This is a genomic window from Micromonospora sp. CA-249363, from assembly GCF_050950185.1.
Classification (GTDB): domain Bacteria; phylum Actinomycetota; class Actinomycetes; order Mycobacteriales; family Micromonosporaceae; genus Micromonospora.
Genome location: NZ_CP192020.1, coordinates 3,362,679 through 3,385,429 on the forward strand (window position 1 = coordinate 3,362,679; position 22,751 = coordinate 3,385,429).

Genomic DNA, 22,751 nt, shown 5'->3' on the forward strand with positions numbered 1-22,751 from the left:
CGGCTGAGCGCGGTCAGCCGGCGGGGTTGCCGGTGAGCCAGGCGCGGACGGTGGCCAGCGCCTCGGGTCCGGAGTCGACGTCCACGTCGCGGGCGAGGTCGGCGATCGTGATGCCGGCCAGGGCGTCGCGCCACGCCGTCTCGGCGGCCCACATGGCGCGGGCGATCGGGCACGCGCCGGTGCAGTTCTCAGGTGGGGTGGCCAGCGGTCCGCGCTGGCGGATCTCGGTGCACACGAAGGCGGGACCCGGCCCGTCGACGGCGTGGACCACGTCCAGCACGCTGATCGTCTCGGGCGCGCGGGTCAGCGCGTAGCCACCGGACTTGCCCTGCACCGAGTGGATCAGCCCGGCGCGGGCCAGCGACTGGAGCTGCTTGGCGAGGTAGCTGCCGGAGACGTCGTGCAGCTCCGCGAGCCGGGCGGCCGGGACGGGCCTGCTGCTGGTGGTGAGCACGACGCAGCAGTGCAGCGCCCACTCGACCCCGCCGGACATCTTCATCGCCTCACCCTAGCCACCCCTGATACTCGGACCCTTCCTGTCCGAGTATAGTTCTCGGACATAAGAGGTCCGAGTTTGGCGGCGCCGCTGGGGTGCCGGGACGAACCGGACACGAAAGGCGCAACCGACATGAAGATCGCTGTGATGGGCGGGACGGGCCTGATCGGGTCCCAGGTCGTCCAGATCCTGCGGACCGCCGGACACGACGCGTTCGGGCACTCGCAGTCGACCGGAGTCGACCTGCTCACCGGGCAGGGCCTGCCCGAGGCGCTCAAGGACGCCGACGTCGTCGTCAACCTCACCAACTCGCCGACGTTCGACGAGGCCTCCCCCGCCTTCTTCCAGACCACCATGGACAACCTCCTGGCCGCCGCCGAGCAGGCCGGCGTCGGACACGCCGTCATCCTGTCGATCGTCGGCGTCGACCAGGTGCCCGACCTGGCCTACTACCGCGCGAAGGTGCTCCAGGAGGACATCCTGAAGGCCAGCGGGGTGCCCTACTCGATCGTGCGCGCCACCCAGTTCTTCGAGTTCATGGACGCGGTCATCTCCTGGACCGCCGACGAGTCCGGCGTCCGCCTGCCCAGCACCCCCGTGCAGCCGATGGCCGCCGCCGACGTCGCCCAGGCCGTCGCCGACGTGAGCGTGGGCGCGCCCCTTCAGGGCGTCCGCAACATCGCCGGCCCCGACGTGTTCGGCCTCGACGAGCTGGGCCGGATCACCCTCGCCGCGCGGGGCGACCAGCGGACCGTCACCACCGACGACACCGCCGGCATGTTCGCGGCCGCCCCCGGCGACGTGCTCATCGGCAAGCAGGACGCCGTTCTCGCCCCCACCTCGTACCGGGAGTGGCTGGCGCGCTGACGTTCCACCGTGACGGGCGGGCTACGCTCGGCGCATGGTCACGGCGGGTCTGCTCCTGGCGGCCGGCGCCGGTCGACGGCTCGGCCAGCCCAAGGCCCTCCTGCCCTACCGTGGCCGCCTGCTCGTGGAACACGCCGCCGACCTCCTCACCGCCGCCGGCTGCGGACCGGTGCTGGTGGTGCTCGGCGCACAGGCCGACGAGATCCGCACCCGCGCCCGGCTGCCCGAGGTGGTGGTCAACGGCGACTGGGCGTCGGGCATGGGCTCCTCGCTGCGGGCCGGGCTGGACTTCCTCACGTCCAGCCCGGCCGCCGCCGTCGTGGTCACCCTCGTCGACCAGCCCGACCTGACCCCGGAGGCGGTACGCCGCGTCGCCCGCGACGCCACCGCCGCATCCCTCGCCATGGCCACCTACCGCGACGGGCGACGTGGACATCCGGTGCTGCTCGGGCGTGACCACTGGCCCGGAGTCGCCGAGGCGGCAACCGGCGACCGGGGCGCGCGCGACTATCTCCGCGCCCACGACACCGCCGTACGACTGGTGGACTGCGCCGACGTCGCCGACGACACCGACGTCGACAGGCCCGACGAGGCCGCGCGCCTCCGATAGGGTGACGCCGTGCTCAGCGAGGTCAAGGGACTGTCCCGACACTTCACCGAGGCCACTCTGCGCGAACACCTCCTGCGGCGTTCGGTCCGACAGGACGACGGCTGCCTCATCATCAGCGGGTACGGCACGCGGCGCGGCGTCCACCAGAAGGTCGCGGGCCGCGCGTGGGCGCACATCGCCGCGTACGTCGTCTTCGTCGGCGGGCACCAGCCCGATCTGGAGGTCGGCCACCTCTGCCCGGCGAAGGACTGCATCGAGCCCACCCACCTCCGGCAGGTCAGCCGCGCCGAGAACTGCCGTACCCGAACGCAGGGCCCGGTCTGCCGCAACGGGCACGACCGCGAGATCGACGAGTCGACGGGTCGATACCGCCGGACGTGCCGCGCCTGCAACCGGGACAGTCAACGCCGGTGGCGCGAGCGCCAGGCCGCCGAGGTGAGCCAGGCCCGCTCGGCGTACGTCCCGAACTGACGCCCAGGGTCACTGTTTCACCAGGCGATTCAACCTCCGCGCAAGGTTCCCGCACACCCGTGCCGGCAGCCTTCGACGCAGACACCCCGGACGTCCGGGGTAACTCGCACAGGAGGTTTCCCATGCAGCTCGGACGAATCGCGACAGCTCTCGCCATCCCCTTCGGCGCGGCGCTGGCGTTCGCCGCACCGGCCTCGGCGGCGGCACCCTCGGCGCAGGCGGCGGCGAGCCCGCCCTCGGCCTGCTACGGCGGCTACTCGTACGACGGCGGCGCCTTCGCCTGCTTCGCGCCCTACGGGGAGCACCTCTGGGTCTGCGACACGGGCCTCAACCACCACCCGGTGGTGAACTACGCCATCAACGGCGGCTCGTACAGCGGCAACCGGCACTACTACCCCGGCAATGGCAACTGCGTCGACATCGACCTCGACATCGCCGAGACCGGCTACATCACGTTCACGATCGCGAACTACGAAGGGTCCACGTTCGTCAGCGGCAGCCGGCTCTACGAGGTTCCCGCCGGCGACTGACGCCCTGCGCGCACCACCGCCGCAGCGGGCCCCGGAACTCCCTCAAGGAGTCCCGGGGCCCGCTGCCGTGCCATCCCAGCACGTAGACGGCGGTCCTCGCGATCCGGATTCGAGAATGTCTCCGAATACAATGGAGAGACTTCTTGAGCGAATCTTGAATCGCCTGGTCAGGCCGGCGACAGCGGGGGACGGTGTCGGTGAAGTTCAGGCTGCTCGGCGAGGTCGAGGCGGAGATCGACGGCGAATGGGTCGACCTGGGCCACGCCCGGCAGCGCAGCGTCCTGGCGATCCTGCTCATCGAGGCGAATCGCGTCGTGCACGTCGACCAGTTCCTCGAACGCGTCTGGGCCGACCACCGTCCGCAGCGCGCCGTGAATTCGCTGTACAGCTACCTGTCCCGGCTGCGGTCCTGCCTGGCCGGCGGCGCGGAGATCTCCCGCCGCTCGGGCGGCTACCTGCTCAGCGTGGACCCGGCCGCAGTGGATCTGCACCGGTTCCGCGACCTGGTCGCCGGGGCGCGCGCGGTGCCCGACGACGAGGCGGCGCTGGGGCGGTTCGACGAGGCCCTCGGCCTGTGGCGCGGCGAGCCCTTCCCCCGGCTGGACACCCCGTGGCTCAACGAGACGCGCGAGGCGCTCACGCAGGAGAGATTGTCCGCGGAACGGGACCGTACGGACACCGCGCTCCGCCTGGGCCGGCACGCGTCCCTGCTGCCGGACCTCCTGCGGGATGCGTCGGCCCATCCGCTCGACGAGCGCCTCGCCGGGCAACTCATGCGCGCCCTCTACCGTTGCGGTCGGCAGGCCGAGGCGCTGGAGCACTACGAGCGGCTGCGCCGTGTCCTGGCCGACGAGACCGGCGTCGACCCCGGCCCTGATCTGCGAGCGCTGCACCTGGCCATCCTCAACGCCGACCCGACACTCGCCGCGCCGACGTCCGGGGCGGCGTTGGCTCATCCGATCCCCCGGCAACTGCCGGCCCCACCTCCGTTGTTCACCGGCCGGGTCCGCGAACTGGCCGAGCTGTCCCGCCTCGTCGAGAGTCAGACCGACGACGCGCCGGCCGTCGCCGTCGCGGTGATCGGTGGGACCGGCGGCGTCGGCAAGACCTGGTTGGCCCTGCGCTGGGCGTACGACCACCTGGACCGCTTCCCCGACGGCCAGTTGTACGTGAACCTGCGCGGCTTCGACTCCGCCGCCGAGCCGGTGCCGCCGGCGGTGGCCCTGCGCGGCCTCCTCGACGCCCTCGCCGTACCGCCCAAGGAGATCCCGACCGGTCTGGACGCGCAGGCGGCCCTCTACCGCACCCTGATCGCGGGCCGGCGGATGCTGATCGTGCTGGACAACGCGCACGACACCGAGCAGGTCGCCGCACTGCTACCGGGCAGCCCCACCTGCACCGTCCTGGTGACCAGCCGTCGCCGCCTGGGCGGCCTCGTGGCGCAGGGCGCGCAGGGCTTCACCCTGAACGTGCTGACCGACGACGAGGCCCACCACCTGCTGTCCCGCCGGTTCGGGCCGCGGCTCCTCGCGGAGGAACCCGACAGCGTCGCCGCGCTGCTGGCCCGGTGCCACGGCCTGCCACTGGCCCTCAGCATCGTCGCGGCCCGCGCGGCGATGCACCCCGATCTCCCGCTCCGGGCGCTCGTCGAGGAGCTGTCCGAGGAGGCGACGCGGCTGGACGCCCTGACCACCGGCGACCTGAGCGCCGACCTGCGCGCGGTCTTCGCCTCGTCCACGCGCGCCCTGGCGCCGCAGGCGGCCCGGATGTTCCGGCTGCTCGGTCTGACGCCCGGCCCCGAGGTTGGCCTGGGGGCGGCGGCGAGCCTCAACGGCCTCTCCCCGCAGCAGACCCGGCCGCTGCTGCACGACCTGTACGAGGCGCACCTGGTCCACCAACAGACGTCGACGCGATACCGGCTGCACGACCTGGTCCGCCTGTACGCGGCCGAACAGGTCGAACGCGACGCCCCGGACGACCGGCAGGCCGCCCTGACGCGCATGCTCGACCACTACCTGCACACCGCCCACGCGGCGACGTGCCTGCTCGACCCGGCACGCGAGCCGATCACGCTACCGCCCGCACAGCCCCAGCTCACCCTCGATCCGGTAGCCGACCAGTCGCAGGCGCTGGCCTGGTTCCACACCGAGCACGCCGTGCTGCTCGGCATTCTGCGGCGGTCGGCACGCGACGGGCTCGACGCGTACACCTGGCAGTTGGCCTGGACGATGGAGAGTTACCTCGACGAGCAGGGGCACTGGCGCGACTGGACCGCGACGCAGCTTGCGGCGCTGCGGGCCGCGAGCCGGCTCGGCGAGCGGCGCTGGCAGGCGTGCTCCCACCGCAGCCTCGGGGTGGTTCACACCCAGCTCGGGGAGCTCGACGAGGCCCACCGGCACTACCAGGCGGCACTGGCGCTGTTCGAGGATCTGGGCGACCCGGTCAGCCAGGCGCACACCCATCGTGGGCTCGGCTGGGCCTACAACCAGCAGGACCACTGGGCCGACGCGCTGCGCCACAACGAGTTGGCCCTTGAGCTCTACCAACAGGCCGGGCACCGGGCCGGGGAGGCGATGGCCGTCAACAACGTCGGCTGGCTGCACACCCAGCTCGGCGACCACGCCGCGGCCGTGGCGTACGGCGAGCGGGCGGTCGAGCTCAACCAGGAGATCGGCGACCAGCACGCCGAGGCGGGCGCCTGGGACAGCCTGGGTTACGCGTACCACCACCTGGACCGGCACGCCGAGGCCACCACCTGCTACCAGCGGGCCCTCAAACTGGTCCGCAACTTCCGGGACCGGTACAACGAGGCGGAGATCCTGACGCATCTGGGGCAGAGCCACGCCGCCGCCGGCGAGGCGGAGCAGGCGCGCGAGTTCCTGCGGCAGGCGACGACGATCCTTCGCGAACTCGACCACCCGAACGCCGAGACGGTGGCCACCGCGCTCCGCGACCTCGAAGGCTGACCGGGACGTCGACCGAACACCGGGCCGATTCACACCAACGTAAAGCCTTACGCCCCTTAACTGTCATTATGGTGCGTGCGTGTTATGCACCATTTGTGGGCATGGATTAAAGGATTATCGTTACTGGTAATCCGTTAATCCATGCCGGAGGCGGTCGCCTACGCTCAGGAGCGACGTTGCGGCAGCTCGGTGGAGGGTTCATGGCTTTACGGTTCGAGCATCGTCCGACCGAGACGGACGCCCGCCTCGTCGACCGTGTCTGGCGCACCACCAGCGACGCCGAGGCGACGATGACCTCCGTGGCGCGTACGTGCTGCCACCTGATCGTCACGCGAACGCCCGGTCGGCTCCTGGTCTCGCTGCGCGGGCCCGAGACCAGGGCGACCACGGCACCCGTCCCTCCGGACGCCGAGTTCCTCGGGATCCGGCTCACGCTCGGCGCCGTCTTCCGACCGCACCCCGCGACCTCGATCGTCGACAGCCACGTGTCCTTCCCGGTGACACACTCGGGCCAGGTGGTCATCGGCGGCACCGAGTGGGAGACGCCGACGTATGAGAACGTCGAGCAGTTCGTGCGTCGCCTGCGCGACGCGGGGCTGCTGGTGCCGTCCCGCCTGGCCGGTGCGGAGCTTGACCGTCACCGGTCCACGCGCACCCACCAGCGGCACCACCGGGCCGTGACCGGACTGTCGCAGACCGCCGTGGCCCAGATCGACCGCGCGAACGCCGCGGCCACGATGCTGCGCGACGGCCTCGACTGGCGCACCGTCGTCGACACGCTGGGCTACTTCGACCAGGCTCACCTGGCACACGCGCTGCGGCGCTTCGTCGGACACACCGCTGGAGGGCTGGGGACGGCCGACGAACCGACGATGTCGTTCCTGTACAAGACCGACCCGCGGCCCGGTAGCTAACCTCCGTCGGCCGGCCGCCCGGAGGCGGCCGGCCGATTTCACGCGAACGGAGGAGAGCCGTGCTGCTCAGCGTCAACGTCTTCGTCAGCCTCGATGGCGTCATGCAGGGGCCGGGGGCCCCGGACGAGGACCGCTCGGACGGCTTCGACCGGGGCGGATGGCTCGTCCCGCACATGTCCGCGCACACCAACGAGGTCGTCGAGGGCTGGTTCCGTGCGGCCGACGCCTTCCTCTTCGGTCGCACGAGCTACGGCCTGCTCGGCGGGTACTGGCCGAAGGTCACGGCGCCCGAGGACCTGATCGCCACCAAGCTGAACACCCTGCCGAAGTACGTCGTCAGCGAGACGCTGACCGACGAGGAGGCCGGCTGGAGCCCGACGACGGTCCTGCGCGGCGGCGTCGTCGACGCGGTGCGCCGGCTCAAGGAAAGCCCGGGTGGGGAACTCCAGGTGCACGGCAGTTGGCGGCTCGTACAGACGCTGCACGAGGGCGGACTCGTCGACCTCTACCGGCTGTTGCAGTACCCCGTCGTCGTCGGCGGCGGGAAGCGTCTGTTCCCGGATGGGTCGACGCCTGCCACGTTCGCGGCGTCCGAGGACGGCGTCCGGGTGCTGCCCGGCGGCGTCGTCTCGCTGACCCTGACGCCCACGGCCCTCGGCGACCTCTCGACGGGCGCGTACACGGTGGACGAGGGGCGTTCGGTGGCGGTCCTCGACTGACACCGACGGCCTCACTCGGTGGGCCTGCCGAACCACCGCGCCAGATGGTCGTCCAGGGCCCGCTGATCGTCGCCGATCCAGGCGACGTGACCGTCGGGACGCAGCAGGAGGCACGGGACGTCCACCGCCGCTCCGGCGTCCGCGAGGTGGTCGACCCGGTCCGACCAGGCGCCGACGGTCAGTCGTCCGGTGCGGTCCAGCAGCAGGCCACGGCCGCGATGCAGCAGACCGTAGAGGTTGCTCTGTCGCACGTGGACGTCGGGCAGGCGGCGACCGAGCAGGTCGGGGCCCTCGCCCACGTCGTAGCGGATGCCGGTTCCGGTGATCTTCTCGAGGAGATGGCGGTTCACCTCGTCGACGTCCATCAGCTCGGTGAGCAGCCGGCGTACGGCCTGCGCGCCGGGTTCGTCGGACAGCAGGTGCGTCTGGGCGCGGGTGTTGTCCAGCACGTCGGCGGCGACCGGACGGCGTTCGGCGTGGTAGGTGTCCAGCAGGGTCTCCGGCGCCCAGCCTCGCACCTGTGCGGCAAGCTTCCAGCCGAGGTTGACCGCGTCCTGGACGCCCAGGTTGAGGCCCTGACCGCCGATGGGCGGATGGATGTGGGCGGCGTCGCCGGCCAGCAGGACCCGGCCCACCCGGTACCGCTCGGCGAGCCGGGTGGCGTCGCCGAAGCGGGACATCCAGCGCGGGGAGTGCACGCCGAAGTCGGTACCGGCGACGGTTCGCAGCTGTCGTCGGAAATCCTCGATGGTGGGTGGTACCGCGCGGTCGCTGACGCCTGCCGCCGGGACGACGACGCTGTAGATGCCGACGCCGGCGGGTCGTACCCAGAATCGGTGCCGGGGCCCGCCGACGGCTGCCGTCGCGGAGGCGATCTCCTCCGGTGACAGGTCCGCTTCCATCTCGCCCATCAACGTCTCGGTCCGCGTGGGCTCGCCGGCAAAGCCGACGCCGAGGAGTTTGCGCACGGTGCTGCGTGCCCCGTCGCAGCCGACGAGGTAGCGCGTGCGCACCTGCTCGCCGTCGGACAGCTCGACGGTCACGCCCTCGTCGTCCTGTGCGAGACCGGTGACCGTTCGTCCGCGCCGGATCTGCGCGCCCAGATTGGTCGCATGCTCCGCGAGCAGACGCTCGATGACCGGCTGCCGTATGCCCAGCAGGTAGGCGTACGGGGAGTCCAGCCCGGTGGGCGCGGGTTTGTCGATGGCGGCGAAGAAGCCGGCGGCCGGACGTCGCCTACCGTGCGCGAGCATGCGGTCCAGGAGTCCGCGCATCGCCAGCACCTCGAGGGTGCGGATGTGCAGACCCACGATGCGCACGGCCGACGGAGGTTCGGTCTCCTTCTCGAGAACGAGGACCCGGACGTCGTGCAGGCGGAGTTCGGCGGCCAGCATCGCGCCGGTCGGCCCGCAGCCGACGATGATCACGTCGAACAGGCGACCCGCGTCGGTGCTCGGGGGCGACGTCAGGAAGGGATCGGGATTGATGGAGGACACAGGAGCGGCCTTTCGGGAGTGCCTTGGGTGAAAGGCGCTCCCGGCGACACCTACGTCAGTCGCCCAACCGGGACGGCGAGGGGAGCACCCACTTCGAACCAGCGGTCATGGGTCTCACCTCCTCGGACGGTGTCGCGGTCGACTGCAAGCTACCGCCCGTGCGGCGTCGCGTCCAGCTCATTCCGCGCCGCTCACCGCAGCATCGCCCGGGTCATCCGGCGCGTGGCCACCCACATGGCGATCGAGCCGAACGCGACGAGGTACGCCGCCGCGATCAGCAGGTCCCAGCCCAGGTGACCCAGCGCCGGCTCCCGGACGAGTTCGATGCTGTGGTAGAGCGGCAGGGCCTGGATGAGGGGCCGTACCGCCTCCGGATAGACCGAGAGGGGGTAGAACGTCGTGGCGAACAGGTACATCGGCAGCATGAACAGTTGGATGTACTGGAAGTCGGGAAAATCGCGCAGGTACGTCGTGACGGCCAGCCCGGCCGCCGCGAAGGCGTACGAGATCAGCAGCGAGGCGGGCAGTGCCAGCAACGCCCAGGGCGAGCTGACCAGCCCACCGATCGCCATGAGAGCCAGGAAGCCGACCGACGTCAACAGGGCGTTGATCATCGCGCTGGTGACCTCACCGACGGCGATGTCGGTGACCGAGAGCGGTGTCGGCAGGATCGCCTCGTACGTCTTCTCGATCCGCATCCGGTTGAAGACGCCGAAGCTGGTCTGGTTGAACGCCGTGTTCATCGCGGTGGTGGCCAGGATCGCCGGGGCCACGTAGGCGGCGTACGGGACGTCGACCCCGGGGACGGTGCCGACGAGCAACCCGACGCCGACGCCGATCGACAGCAGGTAGAGGATCGGTTCGACGAGCGCGTTGAGCAGCGGCGTGATCGAGCGCCGGTAGATCATGAAGTTGCGTTCGACGAGCGCGAGCACGCGGCGGCGGGTCCAGGCGGGTACGACGACGCTGGTCATGGTGTCTCCACATGGCTTGGGACGTGGGGCGTCACGGGTGCAGCCGGCGGCGGTAGGTGACGCGGGCGACGAGGAAACCGCCGATCGCGAGCGCCAGCAGGTAGGCGATGTGGACGCAGCTCGTGGCGATCGTGGCCGTGCCGAGGCTCACCGTGCGGCACAGTTCCACCCCGTGCCACAGTGGCAGCAGATAGGACACCGGCCGGATCCACTCCGGTAGCTGGGACACGGCGAAGAAGGTGCCGGAGAACATGTAGAGCGGCATGATGACGAAGCGGAACACCGTGTCGATGTGGCGCAACGTGCGCACCCCGACCGCCCACGCCGCGGCCGGCGCCGCGAACGCGAGCCCGGTCAGCGTCGCGCCGAGCAGGGCCCCGAGCGCCCACCGGCCCTCGATCAGCCCGAACGCGGCCATCACCGCGATGAACGCGCCGCTGGTGACGAGCAGCCGTACGGTGATGAAGAGCAGGTGCCCGGCGGCGAGTTGCGCGGGTTCGATCGGCGTCGGCGTCGCCCCCCGGTAGGCGCCGTAGCCGGCGGCGCGGGCGACTCCCCAGGACGCCTCCAGGAACGCGTTCTGCATCGCCGCCGCGGCCAGTATGCCCGGTGCGAAGAACGCCGCGTAGGACACGCCGCTGATCTGGGCGGGCGCGTTGTCGTCGACGAGGGCACCCAGGCCGGCCCCGATACCGACGAGGAAGAGCAACGGGTTCAGGACGTTGATGACGATCGTGCCGCGCCAGGTGCGCCGGTAGCGGGTGAGCCAGTATCGGAATGCGTGCAGCACGAGTGATCCCCCCGCTACTCGATGAGCGATCGGCCGGTCAGCGTGAGGAACACGTCCTCCAACGTCGCGCGACGGACCAGGGCGGTGAGCGGGGTGAGTGAGAGGGCGTGCACCGTGGCGAGGGCGGACTCACCCTCGGCGCAGTAGACGAGTGCCCGGTCCGCGAGCAGTTCGACGCGACCGTCGGCGGCGGTGCCGCCGGTGGCCAACGCCGATGTTCGGAGTTTCTCCGCCGCGGTGTCCCGTTCGTCGGGGCGGAAGCGAAGTTCGAGGACCTCCCGGGTGGCGTACCGGGTGATCAGGTCTCGGGGAGAGCCCTGCGCGACGATCCGACCGTGGTCGACGACGACGAGCCGGTCGCAGAGCTGCTCGGCCTCGTCCATGTAGTGCGTCGTGAGGATGAGCGTGACGCCCTCCTGTTTGAGCTGGAAGAGCCGGTCCCACAGGATGTGTCGGGCCTGCGGGTCGAGGCCGGTGGTCGGCTCGTCGAGCAGCAGGATGTCGGGTTCGTTGATCAGGGCGCGGGCGATCGTCAGCCGCCGCCGCATGCCGCCCGAGAGCGTCTCCACCTGGTCGCCGGCCTTCTCGCGCAGGTGGGCGAAGTCCAGCAGCCGGGTCGCCCGGTCCCGGATGACGGCCCGGGGCAGGCCGAAGTACCGCCCGTAGATGTGCAGGTTCTCCCGGACGGTGAGTTCGTTGTCCAGGTGGTCGTCCTGGGTGACGACACCCAGCCGGGCGCGAATCTGCGGCCCCTGCGTCATCGGGTCCATGCCGAGGACACGCAGGCTGCCGCCACTGATCGGCGACGTCGCGGCGATCATCCGCATGGTGGTGGACTTGCCGGCGCCGTTGGGCCCGAGAAGCCCGAACGACTCACCCCGTTGGAGCGTGAAGTCGATGCCGTCGACCGCCCGGAACTCCGCTGTGGACCCACGTCGCGGATAGATCTTGGCCAGATTCCTCGCCTCGACGAGGGGTTGCTCGATCACCGGGGCAGCCTACGAAAACCAGACTGATACGTGCAAGATTAATACCGATCACTGAAAATTCTCGACGGTCCGTCGGCTGCTCGTCGTTTGACCCTCGACCTGATCGAGGCCCGAGCATCGGCGACATGACCGACCAGATGACCCCCGACCCCACCATGACCCGCATCGTCGAGGCGGTGCAGCTCGGCCGGACCAGCAACGCCGCCGAGGCCCGTGAGCTGCTCACCGTGCTGTGGGACGAGATCGGCCCGGCTGGCGACGCCCTGCACCGCTGCACCGTCGCCCACCATCTCGCCGACCTCCAGGACACTCTCGACGCGGAGCTGAGCTGGGACGAACGTGCCCTGGCGGCCGTGTCCGAACTGACCGACGAACGCACCCGGCGGCACCTGCCGTCGCTCGAGGTACGGGCGTTCCTGCCGTCGCTGCACCTCAACCTCGCCGACTGTCACCGGCGACTGGGCAACGCCGGCCCGGCCCGGGAGCACCTCGCCCGGGCCCGAGAGCACCTGGACCAACTGCCGGACGACCCGTACGGCGAGATGATCCGCACCGCCGTACGCGACTTCGACGCGGACGACCCGACCGACCACCGTTAGCGGCTGCCGGGTCACCGGTCCGGCGGTGTGTGGGCCGCCCGGTACGCCTGCGGTGAACATCCGAAGCTGGCGCGAAAGAGACGGCTGAAGTGGGCCTTGTCCGGGAAACCCCAACGGGCGGCGATGAGGTGGACCGGCTGTCGCGCGTGCAGTGGGTTGGCCAGGTCCCGCCGGCACCGCTCCAGACGCTTGACTCGGATGAGCCCGGCAGGTGTCGTCGCCTCGCCCTCGAACAGGCGGTGCAGGGTACGCAGGGAGATGTGGTGGGCGGCGGCCACGCTTCGCGGGTTGAGCTCGGCGCTGCCGAGGTGGCGGTCGATGAAGTCGACCACGCGAGCGCGTAGGGCGGCGTGCCGTGTCTCCGGCGACAGAACGCCCTCGATGTCGAGGTGCTGGGCAAGCGTGGCGGCGAGCAGGTCCAACGCCATCCCGGCCAGCATGTCGGCCTGGTTCGACTCGTACTGCTCCGGGTGCATCGCGATGCTCCGCAGGTGATGGCCCAGGAGCCCGGCGACGCCGAGACGGGACGACATCGGCGTGGCCAGCAGGCGGCGCAGGCGATCCGGCGGCAGCGGCAGCGCCGCGTAGGGGATCTGCACGGTGATCGTCCTGGCGAGACCGGGGCCGTCCGCCCGGTGCCGGGCGATGTACGGATGGGCCGTGTCCAGCAGGGTGAAGTGGCTGGCGGCGACGAGTGCGGTCTCGGTGCGATCCTGGACCAGGGTGCTGCGACCCGTCAGTGGCAGCGTGAGCTGGTAGATGTCCGTTGCCGTCCGGCGGACCAGGCCCGCGGGTCGGGTGGCGTGCAGCGAGGGGTACCGCAGCGAGGTCACGCGGATTCGGCCGAGGTCGACGGCCCGGGCGTACGCGACGAAGTCGTCCAGCCGTGCGCTGGTTATGTGCACAGGTCCCGTCTCCTGCGCGACCAGGGAGTACCAGAACTCGAACCGGTCAGCCGGCGGCAGTACCGTCGTGTCGACCACCAGGTTGGGCAACATGTGGTTCGCCTCCCCCCGATCGCGAGGATGGATTCTTGCACGCATCGACGTACCGATGTCCCCGGTGACCGGCGCCGACGTACGGGCGGCGGCCGACGAGATGACGGGTGTGCTGCGCCCGCACCTCGACCGCGACTGGTCGGTGCCAGCCGGCAGGTTGACGTGGAGCTGCTGGACGACCGCCGCGCACGTTGCGCACGACCTGCTCGCCTACGCCGGCCAGGTCACCGGCCTGGCTCAGGACAGCTATCTGCCGTACGACCTGCGGGTCTCCCCCACGGCGAGCCCGGCCCGGGTGCTCGACGTGGTGCTCGCCTGCGCCCGGCTGCTCGCGGTCGCCGTCGAGGCCGCCGAACCGACCGAGCGGGCCTGGCACTGGGGCCCCTGCGATCCGGCCGGGTTCGCCGCGATGGGGGTGGCCGAGACGGTGCTGCACACCCACGACATCACCCTCGGCCTCGGCGTGCCGTGGCAGCCGCCGCACCGCCTGAGCGCGCTGGTGTTACGGCGACTCTTCCCGGACGCCCCGCCCGGCGACGCGCCCGATGTGCTGCTGTGGATGACCGGCCGGGGTGAGCTGCCGGGTCGGGCGCGGCGTACCTCCTGGACGTGGCGGGCCGCGGTGGACTGACCCGGTCGGGCAGGTGCCGCGACGGTCGAGGGACCAACGACCACCGCGGCACCCGCCTGCTCGAAACCGTCACGTCCAGCTGATGCCGCGCTCGCGAACGCCACGCATGCGCTTCTCCCTCCCCTTCAGGGCGACCCCGTGCCCGCCCGATGGCCTCAGCGTCGACCGCCGCCCACCTCGGCGGTAGGGCTTTCGGCGTTCGGACTCGTTCGAGCTTGTACGACCCGGTCCCCGAACCGGGGTTGAGCAAGCTCGGTGAGCCCGCGCTGCTGGTCGAGCGGCGTATCCTTCGCCCGTGGCACTGCGGTTCGAGACGCGCCGGTCCGACTCGCCGTGGGTCGACACCGTCTGGACATGCGCCAGCGAGCAGGTCACCACGATGACCTCCGTCGCAGGAGTGCGTTTCGGCCTGGTCTTCTGGGAGCAGGCCGGTCAGGCGTACGCGGGCATCACCGGTCCCGAGACCCGGACCGGCACGGCGCCGGTGCCGGCGGGCGCGACCTTTACCGGCATCGAGTTCGCGGTGGGCACGTCGTTGCGGGCCGTGCCGATGTCGGCGCTGGTCGACGGCGGCATCGGACTCCCCGACACCACGCGCCGGACGTTCCGGCTGGACGGCGCACGTTGGGAGACACCCGGCCCGGACGATGCCGAGGCGCTGGTCGAAAGGCTCGTCCGAGCCGGGACCGTGGTCCGTGACCGGCTTGTCGCCGAGGTGTTGCGGGGGCACCGCCCGGTCGTTTCGGGCCGCACGGTCGAACGCCGGTTCCGCGCCGCGACGGGACTGACACGGGGTGCGGTGCGGCAGATCGAGCGGGCCCGCACAGCGGCGCAGCTGCTGGCCGTGGGCGACCCGGCCGCCGACGTCGTTGCCAAACTCGACTACTTCGACGAGCCGCACCTGGCCCGGGCACTGCGCTTCTACGTCGGACGCACCGTCAGGCAGCTACGCCAAGGCGCCGGCGGCGCGATCGCCCTCGACCTGGATCGGGATCAACGCTTGACGTCGTAGATCAGCTTCAGGATCCCGTTCGAGTAGCTCTCCGACTCCCGCAGCGTCAGGATGTGCTTGTCCCGATCGGCCCGGCCGAACAGGCTCTTGCCGGCACCGAGCAGCACGGGAAATACGAGCAGGTTGTACTGATCGATCAGGCCCGCGTCCGAAAGCCGCCGGGCCAGCTCGGCGCTCCCGTGAATGAAGATCGCACCGCCCTCGCCCTGCTTGAGTGCGGCGACGTCTTCGGTCGAGCGCAGGATCGTCGTCGGTCCCCACCCGTCGACGAGGGCATCGTCAGGCAGCGTGCTCGACACCACGTACTTGGGCAGCAGCTTGTAGTCGGCGTGGTCCTCCGAGCCGGGCCAGACCGGCGCGAACGCCTCGTAGCTGCGGCGGCCGAACATGAGCGCCGTCGTGTCGGCCAGTTCCTCGCCCTTCAGCGACCAGGCTTCTGGGACGAACTCGAGGTCCTTGACCACCCACCCGCCGCTGCGGTGCCCCTCCCCCGGCCCGCCGCCGGGCGAATCGACGACGCCGTCGAGCGACATGAAACCGGTGTAGACCAGGTCACGCATGTGTGCTGTCTCCTCCTGCTCGGGCGGGTTGCCGGGTCCACGCTAGGCGCGGCCGCAGCGGCTGTCTTGGATGAAAGCGACAGCGGGTCCACAGAGTCAACCCGCCGGGACGTCCGTTCGCCTCACCACCGGTTCATCCCCGGCGCCGACCGCCGTACCGCTCTTCCGCAACCCCGCGAACGACGCCGACCCGGCGGCACGCCGCCACAGTGGGCCGAGGGCGAGGACGGCCACCGCGCCGGACAGTCCACTGAACCCGACCACGGTGGTGGCCGACCACCGGTCGGCGGCCAGACCCGCCAGCACCATCGCCGTACCCTGCAGGCCACTGAGGCCGGTGACGGCGACCCCGAACGCGCGTCCCCGGTACACCGGCGGCACCGCCCGGCCGAACAGCGCGTTCAACGGCACAGCGAAGGCGCTGGCGGCCCCGGCCAGCCCCAACAGCAGGAGCAGCACCCACAGCGGCGGAACGAGCCACGCCGCCGTCAGCACACCGGCGGACAGTGCGGCCAGGGGCAGGATCAGCCGCTGGCGGGCCGCCGGTGGGCAGAACCGGGTGAGGGCGACCCCACCGAGCGCCATGCCCGTCGGCGCGGCGGCCAGCAACACACCCATCGTGGCGGCGTTCCCGTCGTACTGCCGGGCCAGCGGCGCCATCAGCCCTTCGGCGGCGTAGGTGAACGCGCTGGCCGTCCAGAGGACGAGCACGTAGGCGCGCAACCGGGGGTCGGCGACGAGCACCCGCAGGCCGTCCGCGCGACCACGGCGGGTCGGGCCGGTGGGCCTTCGGGGCGCGGGACGTGCCCGGACGCCGCGCGCGATCAGCAGGGCGGAGACGAGGAACGTGCCGGCGTCCACCAGCAGCGCCCCGCGCAGCGACAGCAGCGCCACCAGGCTCCCGCCGACGGCGAATCCGAGCACCTGCACGACCTGGGCGCAGATGTTGTCTACGCCGTTGGCCACCGCGTAACGGTCGCCGTCGAGCACGTCGGGCAGCAACGCCGCACGGGCGGCCACGAACGGCGGCCGCATCAGGTTGACCGCGAAGAGCATCGCCACCAGGGCCGGCGCGGGGACGGCCGGTAACGCCGCCAGCGGTACGAGGGCCGCGCGGGCGAGGTCGCACACGATCAGGACGCGCCGCCGGGGATACCGGTCGGCCAGGCCGGACAACAGCGGGCCGCCGACGAGCCACGCCAGGTAGGAACTGGCGTACGCGGCGGCCGCCAGCGCCGCCGAGCCGGTCCCTCGGTAGACGAGGTACGCCACGGTGACGGCCGTGAGCTGGTCGCCAAGCAGGGACAGCAGGTACGCGACGAACAGGTGGCGGTACTCGCGCACCGCGAACACCTCGGCGTACGTCGCGGCGCGCTCGCTCACGTCGCCCCCCGTGTCCCGTGCCACCCGTCGGGTCGTCCGGTGCCGACCGTAGCGGCGCGGCCGGGAACGAGGGCGAAAGCGGGTGTTCGGGACCGTACGGACCTGTTCGGGGCGTCAGCGGTGGCGGCGCCAGGGCCGCCACCAGCCCCGGCGGGCTCGGCGGGCTCGGCGGGTCGGGGCGACGATGGTGGCCGGCTCGGTGGCGGTGGTCGGCTCGGTGGCGGTGGCGGCGGTGACGTTCCGACGGGCGCGTTCGGCGCGCCAGCGGGCGACGACCTCGTCGACGTTCACCGGGCGGACCGCCACCCGGGGGCCGTCCGGGTTGCGAAGCCACGCCACGACCTGCGCGTTGAGCTGCCCCACGAAGGCCCGTACGGCCTGTTCGGTGGGCAGGTCGCGGACCTCGTCGGGGACCTGCTCGATCCGTCGACGAAGTTGCAGTGGGGTGGGCAGCAGCAGGTCACTGGGCAGCTTCTCGCGCTCCAGGAAACTCTTGATCCACCACGACTCGTCGTACGGCATGCCCCGACCGGGGATGGGCTTGCCCATGCCGGGCAGGTTGTCGAACTCACCGCGTTGCGCGGCGCCCCGGATCTGCGCCTCCACGGTCGCGTCCCACGCGTCGGTCACCTGCGGCACCTCCCCTGGCCCACCGTATAACGCGCCGCCTCCGGCGACGGCGCGCGCTGCAACCGATCAGCGCCGCCAGGCCGCCGGCCATTCCCGCCCGTCGGGTGCACCTCGGCAGGCCACCGCCTCGCAGGTGGCTCTGGGGCACCGGCCGCCGCCCGGCCTACGGTCGATCCGGCTGACGGCGAACGGGGGGCAACGTCATGGTCGACGCGGGTGCGCTGCTGGGTATCGCGCTGGTGGCGTTGGGTCTCGTGCTCACGCCCGGCCCGAACATGGTCTACCTGGTCTCCCGGTCGGTGGCGCAGGGCCGCCGGGCCGGCCTGATCTCGCTGCTCGGGGTGGCCGCCGGCTTCGGCGTCTACCTGGCCACGGCCGTCGCCGGCCTGGCCGCCGTGTTCGTCCTGGTCCCGGCGTTGTACACGGTGGTGAAGCTGGCCGGCGCCGGCTACCTGCTGTGGTTGGCGTGGCGCACGGTGCGCCCGGGCGGCGGGTCACCGTTCACGCCCGCGCCGCTGCCACCGGACCGGCCGGGGCGGCTGTTCACCATGGGCCTGGTCACCAACCTGCTCAACCCGAAGATCGCCATCCTGTACGTGTCGCTGCTACCGCAGTTCGTCGAGCCGGCGCGGGGACAGGTGGCGGCGCAGAGCCTGCTGCTCGGCCTGACCCAGATCGCCGTCGCGCTGAGCGTCAACGCGATGATCGTGCTCAGCGCCGGGGCGCTGGCCGGGTTCTTCGCTCGTCGGCCGCTCTGGCTGCGTGTCCAGCGCTGGGTGACCGGTACCGCCCTGGCCGCGTTGGCCGTCCGTATCGCCGCCGACCGTTCCCGCGCGGCCGTCGCCGTACCCTGATCCGGTAGGTCTCACCGCTCACGGTGCCGGCGGATCATGCCGGCGGCCAGCGGCGCGGCGTCCAGGTCGCCGGCGGCGAGCCGCGCCGCGAGGGTACGGCGTACCAGCCGGTCGGCCAGCGCGGGCGCGTGCCGGCCGACGGCCATCTCCAGCCGGCCGCGTCGGGTGGTCGCCACGTCCCGGGGCGCCCGGCGGGCGGTGGCGGCGCGCAGGATCGCCGCGACGACACCCTCGACGGGCTCGGGGCGGGACACTCCGCGCAGCGACAGGCCCGCCTCGGCGGTGCTGTCGTGGATCGGTGAGGCGACCATGCTGGGGTAGACGACGCTCACCCCGACGTGGGTGCCCACCTCGTGGCGCAGCGCGTCGGCGTACGCGACGAGGGCCCGTTTGCTGACCCCGTACGCGGCGGCGAGGGGCAGCGGCAGCACCGCCATCCGGCTGGCCACGAAGATCACCCGCCCGCGGGTGTCGAGCAGGGCCGGCAGCGCGGCGGCGGTGGTGCGCCAGGCGGCCAGCAGGTTGACCTCCAGCTGCCGGCGGACCACCTCGTCGGGTGGCAGCTCCGCCGGCGCGGGACCACCCACCCCGGCGTTGTTGATCAACAGGTCGAGCCCTCCGAGCCGGGCGACCGCCTCCCCCACCGCGGCGGGGACGGCGGCCGGGTCGGTCAGGTCGCAGCCGAGCACGGCCAGGTCGTCGTCCTCGCGGGCACGCAGGTCGAGCCCCACCACGTGGGCGCCGCCGGCGCGCAGCGCGACGCCGAGGTGCCGGCCGAAGGTGCCGCTCGCGCCGGTGACGAGGACCCGCCGCCCGGTCAGCGCCGTCACCGGCGCGCTCCGGTCTTCAGCTCCCGGGTCAGCTCGGCCAGGTACACGTCGAAGTCCACCCGCATCGCCGGTCGGCGGTGACCCCAGCGGGCCGTCGCCGCCCGCAGCTCGGCCCGGCAGGCGGCCCGCTGCCGTGCGGCGTCGGGCAGGGCGTACCGGCCGGCGAGCTGCGCGGCGATCAGCTTGGCCTGCGCCTCGACCAGCGGAAACGCGGAGCCGGTGGACTGCATCAGCCCGACGAACGTCAGGCCGGGGGCCTCGGGGTGGAACACGTGCCGGTACAACGCCAGGGTGTCGGCCCCGCCGCCCAGCAGCTCGGCCGGCAGGAACCCGATGTCCACCCGGTAGCCGGTGCACCACACGATCAGGTCGACCTGGTCGGCGCGGCCGTCGGTGAACTCGACCCGGTCGCCGTCGAGGGCGGCCACACCGGGGCGGGCCTCGACGTCGCCGTGGGCGAGCCGGGACAGCAGGCCGTCCGAGAGGGTCGGGTGGTCCTGCAGGAAGCCGTGCGTCGGCGCGGGCAGCCCGTAGCGGGCGGGGTTGCCGACGGCGGTGGCGATCATGGTCTGGCTGATGCGCTGACGCAGCCGCCACGGGAGCCGGCGGGCCAGCGCGCCGTTGAGGGTGTCCGAGGGGCGACCCAGCAGGTGCTTGGGCACCACCCAGACACCCCGGCGCAGCGACAACAGGGTCCGCTCGGCGGCGTACGAGGCGTCCACCGCGATGTCCATCGCCGAGTTGCCGCCGCCGACGACCAGGACGCGCCGGCCGGCCAACTGCTCGGGGCCGCGGTAGTCGTGGCTGTGTATCTGCTCGGCGGTGCTGACGCCGGGGTACGGCGGCTCGGGCAGCCGTGGCACCCGGTTGTGGCCGTTGGCGACGACCACGGCCTCGACGGTGACCTCGACCGGCCCGTCCGGCCCGCTGGCCAGGACCGTCCAGGTGCCGTCCGGTCGGCGGGTGACCCGCTCGACGGTGTGCCGCAGGCGGATGGCGTCGTGCAGCCCGAACCGGTCGGCGTAGTCGGCGAGGTAGCCGGCGACCCGCGTGTGGTCGGGGTAGTCGGGCCAGTCGGCCGGCATCGGGTGGTCGGCGAACTCGGTGCGGCCACGGCTGGTGTTCAGGTGCAGCGTGCGGTACGCGGGCGAGTCGGGCGCCCCGTACACCCAGAGGCCACCGACCTGGTCGGTGGCCTCGAAGCAGACCACGGGGACGGCGGCGTCACGCAGCGCCTTCACGGCGGCGAGTCCGGCCGCGCCCGCGCCGACCACCGCAACCCTGGGTTCTGCCCGCATCGCCGCTCCCCGCGTAATCCAACGTCCGATGGATAATCGTCGGGCGACGGCGACCCGTCAACCCGTCGGCCCGTACAGCGCGGTGAGGAAGCGGTGCACGAACGCCCGGAACTCGCGGCGTTCCCGGGCCGCCGGCACGCCCGCGGCCAACGCCACGACGTGTCCGTGAGTAGCCCAGACCAGGCTGCGGACGGTGATGTGCGGGGTCGGCTCGGCCAGCGCGCCGGCGGCCGACGCGGCGGTCAGCAGCTCCGCCACCAGCCGGTAGAGCGGCTCGGCGTAGCGCTGGTCCAGCTCGGCGTGCCGCTGCGGCTCCAACCAGCGTCGCAGCCACAGCGCGGTGGTCTCCGGGTGGTCCTGGAGGAAGTCCACGAACACGTCGACCAGGTCGTGCAACGCCCGCCGCGCCGCGTCCGGGCCCGCGTCGAGGGCCGTGCGGGCCCGCTCGGCGGCCTCGGTGAGGACCTGCCGCTCGACGGCGAACACCCGCGCGAAGCACGCCTCGTAGAGCGCCGCCTTCGTACCCGTGTGGTGGGCGACCGTGGCGACGTCGACCCCGGCGGCGGCGGCGACCTCCCGCAGCCCGACGGCGTCGAAGCCCCGTTCGGCGAACAGCGCGGTCGCGGCGGTGAGCACCGCCTCGCGGGTGGGTCGGGTCTCGTCGCGCCGGGGTCGACCCGGACGGCGTCGGGGCATGGTCATGGCCGCCATTCTCCCCCTAGAATCCAGCAACTGTTGGATTGCGGAGAGGATGCGGCGATGACCGGGCTCGACCGGCGGCCCGCGGCCGCCACCGACGCGACGCTGCCCCGCGGCCCCCTGGCCGGGTTCGCCACCGGCTCCCTCGGCATGGGCATCTGGGTGACCGTTCCCGGCCTGCTGCTGCTCTACTTCCTCACCGACGTGCTGGCCGTCGGGCCGTGGCTGGCCGGCCTGGCGCTGCTGCTGCCGAAGATCGCCGACGTGCTGCTGCACCCCTGGGTCGGGCACCGCGCCGACGTCGAACAGGCCCGCCGGGGCGACCGGCGACGGCTGCTGCTGATCGGCTGCGCCCTGCCGGTCGCGTTCGCCGCGCTGTTCGCGGTGCCCGGCGGCCTGACCGGCGCGCCGGCCGCCGCCTGGGTGGCGGTGGCCTTCGTCGCCGGCAATCTGCTCTTCGCCGCCTACCAGGTCCCCTACCTGGCCACTCCCGCCGACCTGCGCATCGGCTACGACGAACGCACCCGGCTGATGGCGTTCCGGATGGTCGTGCTGACCCTCGGCATCCTCGCCTCCGGCCTGCTGGCCCCGCTGCTGACCGGCGGCGACGCCGCGACCCGGGGCGGCTACCAGCGCATGGGCGTGGTCCTGGCCGTCGCGATGCTGGCCGCCATGCTCGTCGGCGTGGCCGGCATCGCCCGGCTGCGCGGTGTCGCGTCGGGCAGCCCGGCGCCGAGCCACGGCGGGTGGCGGGCGCTGCGCACCGCCCTGCGCGACAAGCAGTTCCGCCCGCTGGGCGCCGCCTACCTGGCCATGTCCACCACCACCCACCTGGTCCTGGCCGGGGTGCCCTACTACGCGGAGTACGAGCTGCGCGCCCCCGGTATGACCACGGTCCTGGTGGCCGCGTTCGTCGCACCGGCGCTGCTGGTCACCCCCGCCTGGCTGATGCTGGCCCGCCGGATCGGCAAGCAGCGGGCGCTGCTCGGCGCGCAGGGCGCGTTCGCGGCCGGGTCGCTGGTGCTGGCGGTGGGCCGCCCCGCCGGCCTGCCCGTGCTGGTCGGCGCGGTGGCGGTGCTCGGAGTGGCGTTCGCCGGCATGCAACTGCTGCCCTTCTCGATGCTGCCGGACGTGATCCGGGCCGCCGGTACCACCGGGGCCGGTACGTACACCGGGGTGTGGACGGCCACCGAGGCCACCGGCGCGGCCCTGGGCCCCTACGCGTACGCCCTCTGCCTGGCGGCAGGCGGTTTCGTGGCGTCGACGGCCGGTGAGTCACCGGCGCAGCCGGACGCGGCGCTCGCGGCCGTCCGCTACGGCTTCGGCCTGTTGCCGGCGGCGGCGATGCTCGCCGCCCTGCTGCTGCAACGCCGCTACACCCTGGACGCGACGGCCCGGGCGGCGACCTGAGCCGTCGGCACTAGACTTCGCCCTC

Annotated in this window: 24 protein-coding genes; 12 read left to right on the forward strand and 12 right to left on the reverse strand. The window is 72.3% G+C overall.

Annotated elements, in window-relative coordinates; all coding sequences use genetic code 11:
• Positions 1-13: 13 nt before the first annotated feature.
• A complete protein-coding gene (locus ACQPZK_RS15550; RefSeq protein ID WP_433538971.1) occupies positions 14-499 on the reverse strand; it encodes an RrF2 family transcriptional regulator in 486 nt (161 codons plus the stop codon).
• 129 nt (positions 500-628) lie between these two features.
• On the opposite strand from ACQPZK_RS15550, the gene ACQPZK_RS15555 reads away from it, so the two are divergent.
• From ACQPZK_RS15555 to ACQPZK_RS15585, 7 genes are all read left to right on the forward strand, one after another.
• Positions 629-1,363, forward strand: a complete 735-nt coding sequence (locus ACQPZK_RS15555) for an SDR family oxidoreductase (protein WP_433538972.1) — start codon at positions 629-631, stop codon at positions 1,361-1,363.
• 34 nt (positions 1,364-1,397) lie between these two features.
• A complete protein-coding gene (locus ACQPZK_RS15560; protein WP_433538973.1) occupies positions 1,398-1,973 on the forward strand; it encodes a nucleotidyltransferase family protein in 576 nt (191 codons plus the stop codon).
• 9 nt (positions 1,974-1,982) lie between these two features.
• Positions 1,983-2,444: an HNH endonuclease gene (locus ACQPZK_RS15565; RefSeq protein WP_433538974.1), complete on the forward strand. Its 462-nt coding sequence runs from the start codon at positions 1,983-1,985 to the stop codon at positions 2,442-2,444.
• Between the two features lie 122 nt (positions 2,445-2,566).
• Positions 2,567-2,974, forward strand: a complete 408-nt coding sequence (locus tag ACQPZK_RS15570) for a hypothetical protein (RefSeq protein WP_433538975.1) — start codon at positions 2,567-2,569, stop codon at positions 2,972-2,974.
• Positions 2,975-3,171: 197 nt separating this feature from the next.
• Positions 3,172-5,940: a BTAD domain-containing putative transcriptional regulator gene (locus tag ACQPZK_RS15575; RefSeq protein WP_433538976.1), complete on the forward strand. Its 2,769-nt coding sequence runs from the start codon at positions 3,172-3,174 to the stop codon at positions 5,938-5,940.
• Positions 5,941-6,140: 200 nt separating this feature from the next.
• Complete coding sequence (locus ACQPZK_RS15580; RefSeq protein ID WP_433538977.1) at positions 6,141-6,854, forward strand: AraC family transcriptional regulator; 714 nt, start codon at positions 6,141-6,143, stop codon at positions 6,852-6,854.
• Positions 6,855-6,913: 59 nt separating this feature from the next.
• On the forward strand, positions 6,914-7,573 hold the full coding sequence (locus ACQPZK_RS15585; RefSeq protein WP_433538978.1) for a dihydrofolate reductase family protein: 660 nt from the start codon (positions 6,914-6,916) through the stop codon (positions 7,571-7,573).
• Positions 7,574-7,584: 11 nt separating this feature from the next.
• On the opposite strand, the gene ACQPZK_RS15590 is transcribed toward ACQPZK_RS15585, so the two are convergent.
• From ACQPZK_RS15590 to ACQPZK_RS15605, 4 genes are all read right to left on the reverse strand, one after another.
• Positions 7,585-9,009, reverse strand: coding sequence for an FAD-dependent monooxygenase (locus ACQPZK_RS15590; protein ID WP_433539225.1), 1,425 nt, complete (start codon positions 9,007-9,009; stop codon positions 7,585-7,587).
• Positions 9,010-9,260: 251 nt separating this feature from the next.
• A complete protein-coding gene (locus ACQPZK_RS15595; RefSeq protein WP_433538979.1) occupies positions 9,261-10,043 on the reverse strand; it encodes an ABC transporter permease in 783 nt (260 codons plus the stop codon).
• Positions 10,044-10,074: 31 nt separating this feature from the next.
• Entirely contained in the window at positions 10,075-10,833 is a 759-nt protein-coding gene (locus ACQPZK_RS15600) for an ABC transporter permease (RefSeq protein WP_433538980.1), read from the reverse strand.
• A gap of 14 nt (positions 10,834-10,847) precedes the next feature.
• Entirely contained in the window at positions 10,848-11,822 is a 975-nt protein-coding gene (locus ACQPZK_RS15605) for an ABC transporter ATP-binding protein (RefSeq protein WP_433538981.1), read from the reverse strand.
• A 125-nt stretch (positions 11,823-11,947) separates the two neighbouring features.
• Here ACQPZK_RS15605 and ACQPZK_RS15610 point away from each other — a divergent pair, with 125 nt between their 5' ends.
• Entirely contained in the window at positions 11,948-12,421 is a 474-nt protein-coding gene (locus tag ACQPZK_RS15610) for a hypothetical protein (RefSeq protein ID WP_433538982.1), read from the forward strand.
• Between the two features lie 11 nt (positions 12,422-12,432).
• Here ACQPZK_RS15610 and ACQPZK_RS15615 read toward each other — a convergent pair whose 3' ends face one another.
• A complete protein-coding gene (locus tag ACQPZK_RS15615; RefSeq protein ID WP_433538983.1) occupies positions 12,433-13,419 on the reverse strand; it encodes a helix-turn-helix domain-containing protein in 987 nt (328 codons plus the stop codon).
• A 55-nt stretch (positions 13,420-13,474) separates the two neighbouring features.
• Here ACQPZK_RS15615 and ACQPZK_RS15620 point away from each other — a divergent pair, with 55 nt between their 5' ends.
• Together ACQPZK_RS15620 and ACQPZK_RS15625 are read left to right on the forward strand one after the other, a co-directional pair.
• Complete coding sequence (locus tag ACQPZK_RS15620) at positions 13,475-14,050, forward strand: maleylpyruvate isomerase N-terminal domain-containing protein (protein WP_433538984.1); 576 nt, start codon at positions 13,475-13,477, stop codon at positions 14,048-14,050.
• A gap of 295 nt (positions 14,051-14,345) precedes the next feature.
• On the forward strand, positions 14,346-15,062 hold the full coding sequence (locus ACQPZK_RS15625) for a helix-turn-helix domain-containing protein (RefSeq protein ID WP_433538985.1): 717 nt from the start codon (positions 14,346-14,348) through the stop codon (positions 15,060-15,062).
• On the opposite strand, the gene ACQPZK_RS15630 is transcribed toward ACQPZK_RS15625, so the two are convergent.
• The 3 genes from ACQPZK_RS15630 to ACQPZK_RS15640 form a co-directional block, all read right to left on the reverse strand.
• A complete protein-coding gene (locus ACQPZK_RS15630; RefSeq protein WP_433538986.1) occupies positions 15,044-15,622 on the reverse strand; it encodes a dihydrofolate reductase family protein in 579 nt (192 codons plus the stop codon). The two genes, ACQPZK_RS15625 and ACQPZK_RS15630, sit on opposite strands and share 19 nt — an antisense overlap.
• A gap of 96 nt (positions 15,623-15,718) precedes the next feature.
• A complete protein-coding gene (locus ACQPZK_RS15635) occupies positions 15,719-17,005 on the reverse strand; it encodes an MFS transporter (protein ID WP_433538987.1) in 1,287 nt (428 codons plus the stop codon).
• Between the two features lie 114 nt (positions 17,006-17,119).
• A complete protein-coding gene (locus tag ACQPZK_RS15640; protein WP_433538988.1) occupies positions 17,120-17,635 on the reverse strand; it encodes a DUF1992 domain-containing protein in 516 nt (171 codons plus the stop codon).
• Positions 17,636-17,838: 203 nt separating this feature from the next.
• Here ACQPZK_RS15640 and ACQPZK_RS15645 point away from each other — a divergent pair, with 203 nt between their 5' ends.
• Positions 17,839-18,489 (forward strand): LysE family translocator, encoded by a 651-nt coding sequence (locus tag ACQPZK_RS15645; protein WP_433538989.1) that lies wholly within the window; start codon positions 17,839-17,841, stop codon positions 18,487-18,489.
• 11 nt (positions 18,490-18,500) lie between these two features.
• Here the strand turns inward: ACQPZK_RS15645 and ACQPZK_RS15650 are convergent, their stop codons facing one another.
• Genes ACQPZK_RS15650 through ACQPZK_RS15660 form a run of 3 tightly spaced genes read right to left on the reverse strand, consistent with a single transcriptional unit; the run spans position 18,501 to position 21,319 of the window.
• Positions 18,501-19,319: an SDR family NAD(P)-dependent oxidoreductase gene (locus ACQPZK_RS15650; protein ID WP_433538990.1), complete on the reverse strand. Its 819-nt coding sequence runs from the start codon at positions 19,317-19,319 to the stop codon at positions 18,501-18,503.
• Complete coding sequence (locus ACQPZK_RS15655) at positions 19,316-20,617, reverse strand: flavin-containing monooxygenase (protein WP_433538991.1); 1,302 nt, start codon at positions 20,615-20,617, stop codon at positions 19,316-19,318. Before ACQPZK_RS15655 ends, ACQPZK_RS15650 begins: the two co-directional genes overlap by 4 nt.
• A gap of 57 nt (positions 20,618-20,674) precedes the next feature.
• Entirely contained in the window at positions 20,675-21,319 is a 645-nt protein-coding gene (locus ACQPZK_RS15660) for a TetR/AcrR family transcriptional regulator (RefSeq protein ID WP_433538992.1), read from the reverse strand.
• A gap of 57 nt (positions 21,320-21,376) precedes the next feature.
• Between ACQPZK_RS15660 and ACQPZK_RS15665 the strand changes: the two genes are divergently transcribed.
• Entirely contained in the window at positions 21,377-22,726 is a 1,350-nt protein-coding gene (locus ACQPZK_RS15665; protein WP_433538993.1) for an MFS transporter, read from the forward strand.
• Positions 22,727-22,751: the final 25 nt, after the last annotated feature.

What these genes read in the sequence shown, in the direction of transcription:
- ACQPZK_RS15655 (WP_433538991.1), bottom strand. Translation starts at nt 20,617, where the DNA reads ATGCGGGCAGAACCCAGGGTTGCGGTGGTCGGCGCGGGCGCGGCCGGA.
- ACQPZK_RS15570 (WP_433538975.1), top strand. Translation starts at nt 2,567, where the DNA reads ATGCAGCTCGGACGAATCGCGACAGCTCTCGCCATCCCCTTCGGCGCG.
- ACQPZK_RS15665 (WP_433538993.1), top strand. Translation starts at nt 21,377, where the DNA reads ATGACCGGGCTCGACCGGCGGCCCGCGGCCGCCACCGACGCGACGCTG.
- ACQPZK_RS15645 (WP_433538989.1), top strand. Translation starts at nt 17,839, where the DNA reads ATGGTCGACGCGGGTGCGCTGCTGGGTATCGCGCTGGTGGCGTTGGGT.
- ACQPZK_RS15660 (WP_433538992.1), bottom strand. Translation starts at nt 21,319, where the DNA reads ATGACCATGCCCCGACGCCGTCCGGGTCGACCCCGGCGCGACGAGACC.
- ACQPZK_RS15595 (WP_433538979.1), bottom strand. Translation starts at nt 10,043, where the DNA reads ATGACCAGCGTCGTCGTACCCGCCTGGACCCGCCGCCGCGTGCTCGCG.
- ACQPZK_RS15630 (WP_433538986.1), bottom strand. Translation starts at nt 15,622, where the DNA reads ATGCGTGACCTGGTCTACACCGGTTTCATGTCGCTCGACGGCGTCGTC.
- ACQPZK_RS15560 (WP_433538973.1), top strand. Translation starts at nt 1,398, where the DNA reads ATGGTCACGGCGGGTCTGCTCCTGGCGGCCGGCGCCGGTCGACGGCTC.
- ACQPZK_RS15580 (WP_433538977.1), top strand. Translation starts at nt 6,141, where the DNA reads ATGGCTTTACGGTTCGAGCATCGTCCGACCGAGACGGACGCCCGCCTC.
- ACQPZK_RS15620 (WP_433538984.1), top strand. Translation starts at nt 13,475, where the DNA reads ATGTCCCCGGTGACCGGCGCCGACGTACGGGCGGCGGCCGACGAGATG.
- ACQPZK_RS15555 (WP_433538972.1), top strand. Translation starts at nt 629, where the DNA reads ATGAAGATCGCTGTGATGGGCGGGACGGGCCTGATCGGGTCCCAGGTC.
- ACQPZK_RS15610 (WP_433538982.1), top strand. Translation starts at nt 11,948, where the DNA reads ATGACCGACCAGATGACCCCCGACCCCACCATGACCCGCATCGTCGAG.
- ACQPZK_RS15550 (WP_433538971.1), bottom strand. Translation starts at nt 499, where the DNA reads ATGAAGATGTCCGGCGGGGTCGAGTGGGCGCTGCACTGCTGCGTCGTG.
- ACQPZK_RS15615 (WP_433538983.1), bottom strand. Translation starts at nt 13,419, where the DNA reads ATGTTGCCCAACCTGGTGGTCGACACGACGGTACTGCCGCCGGCTGAC.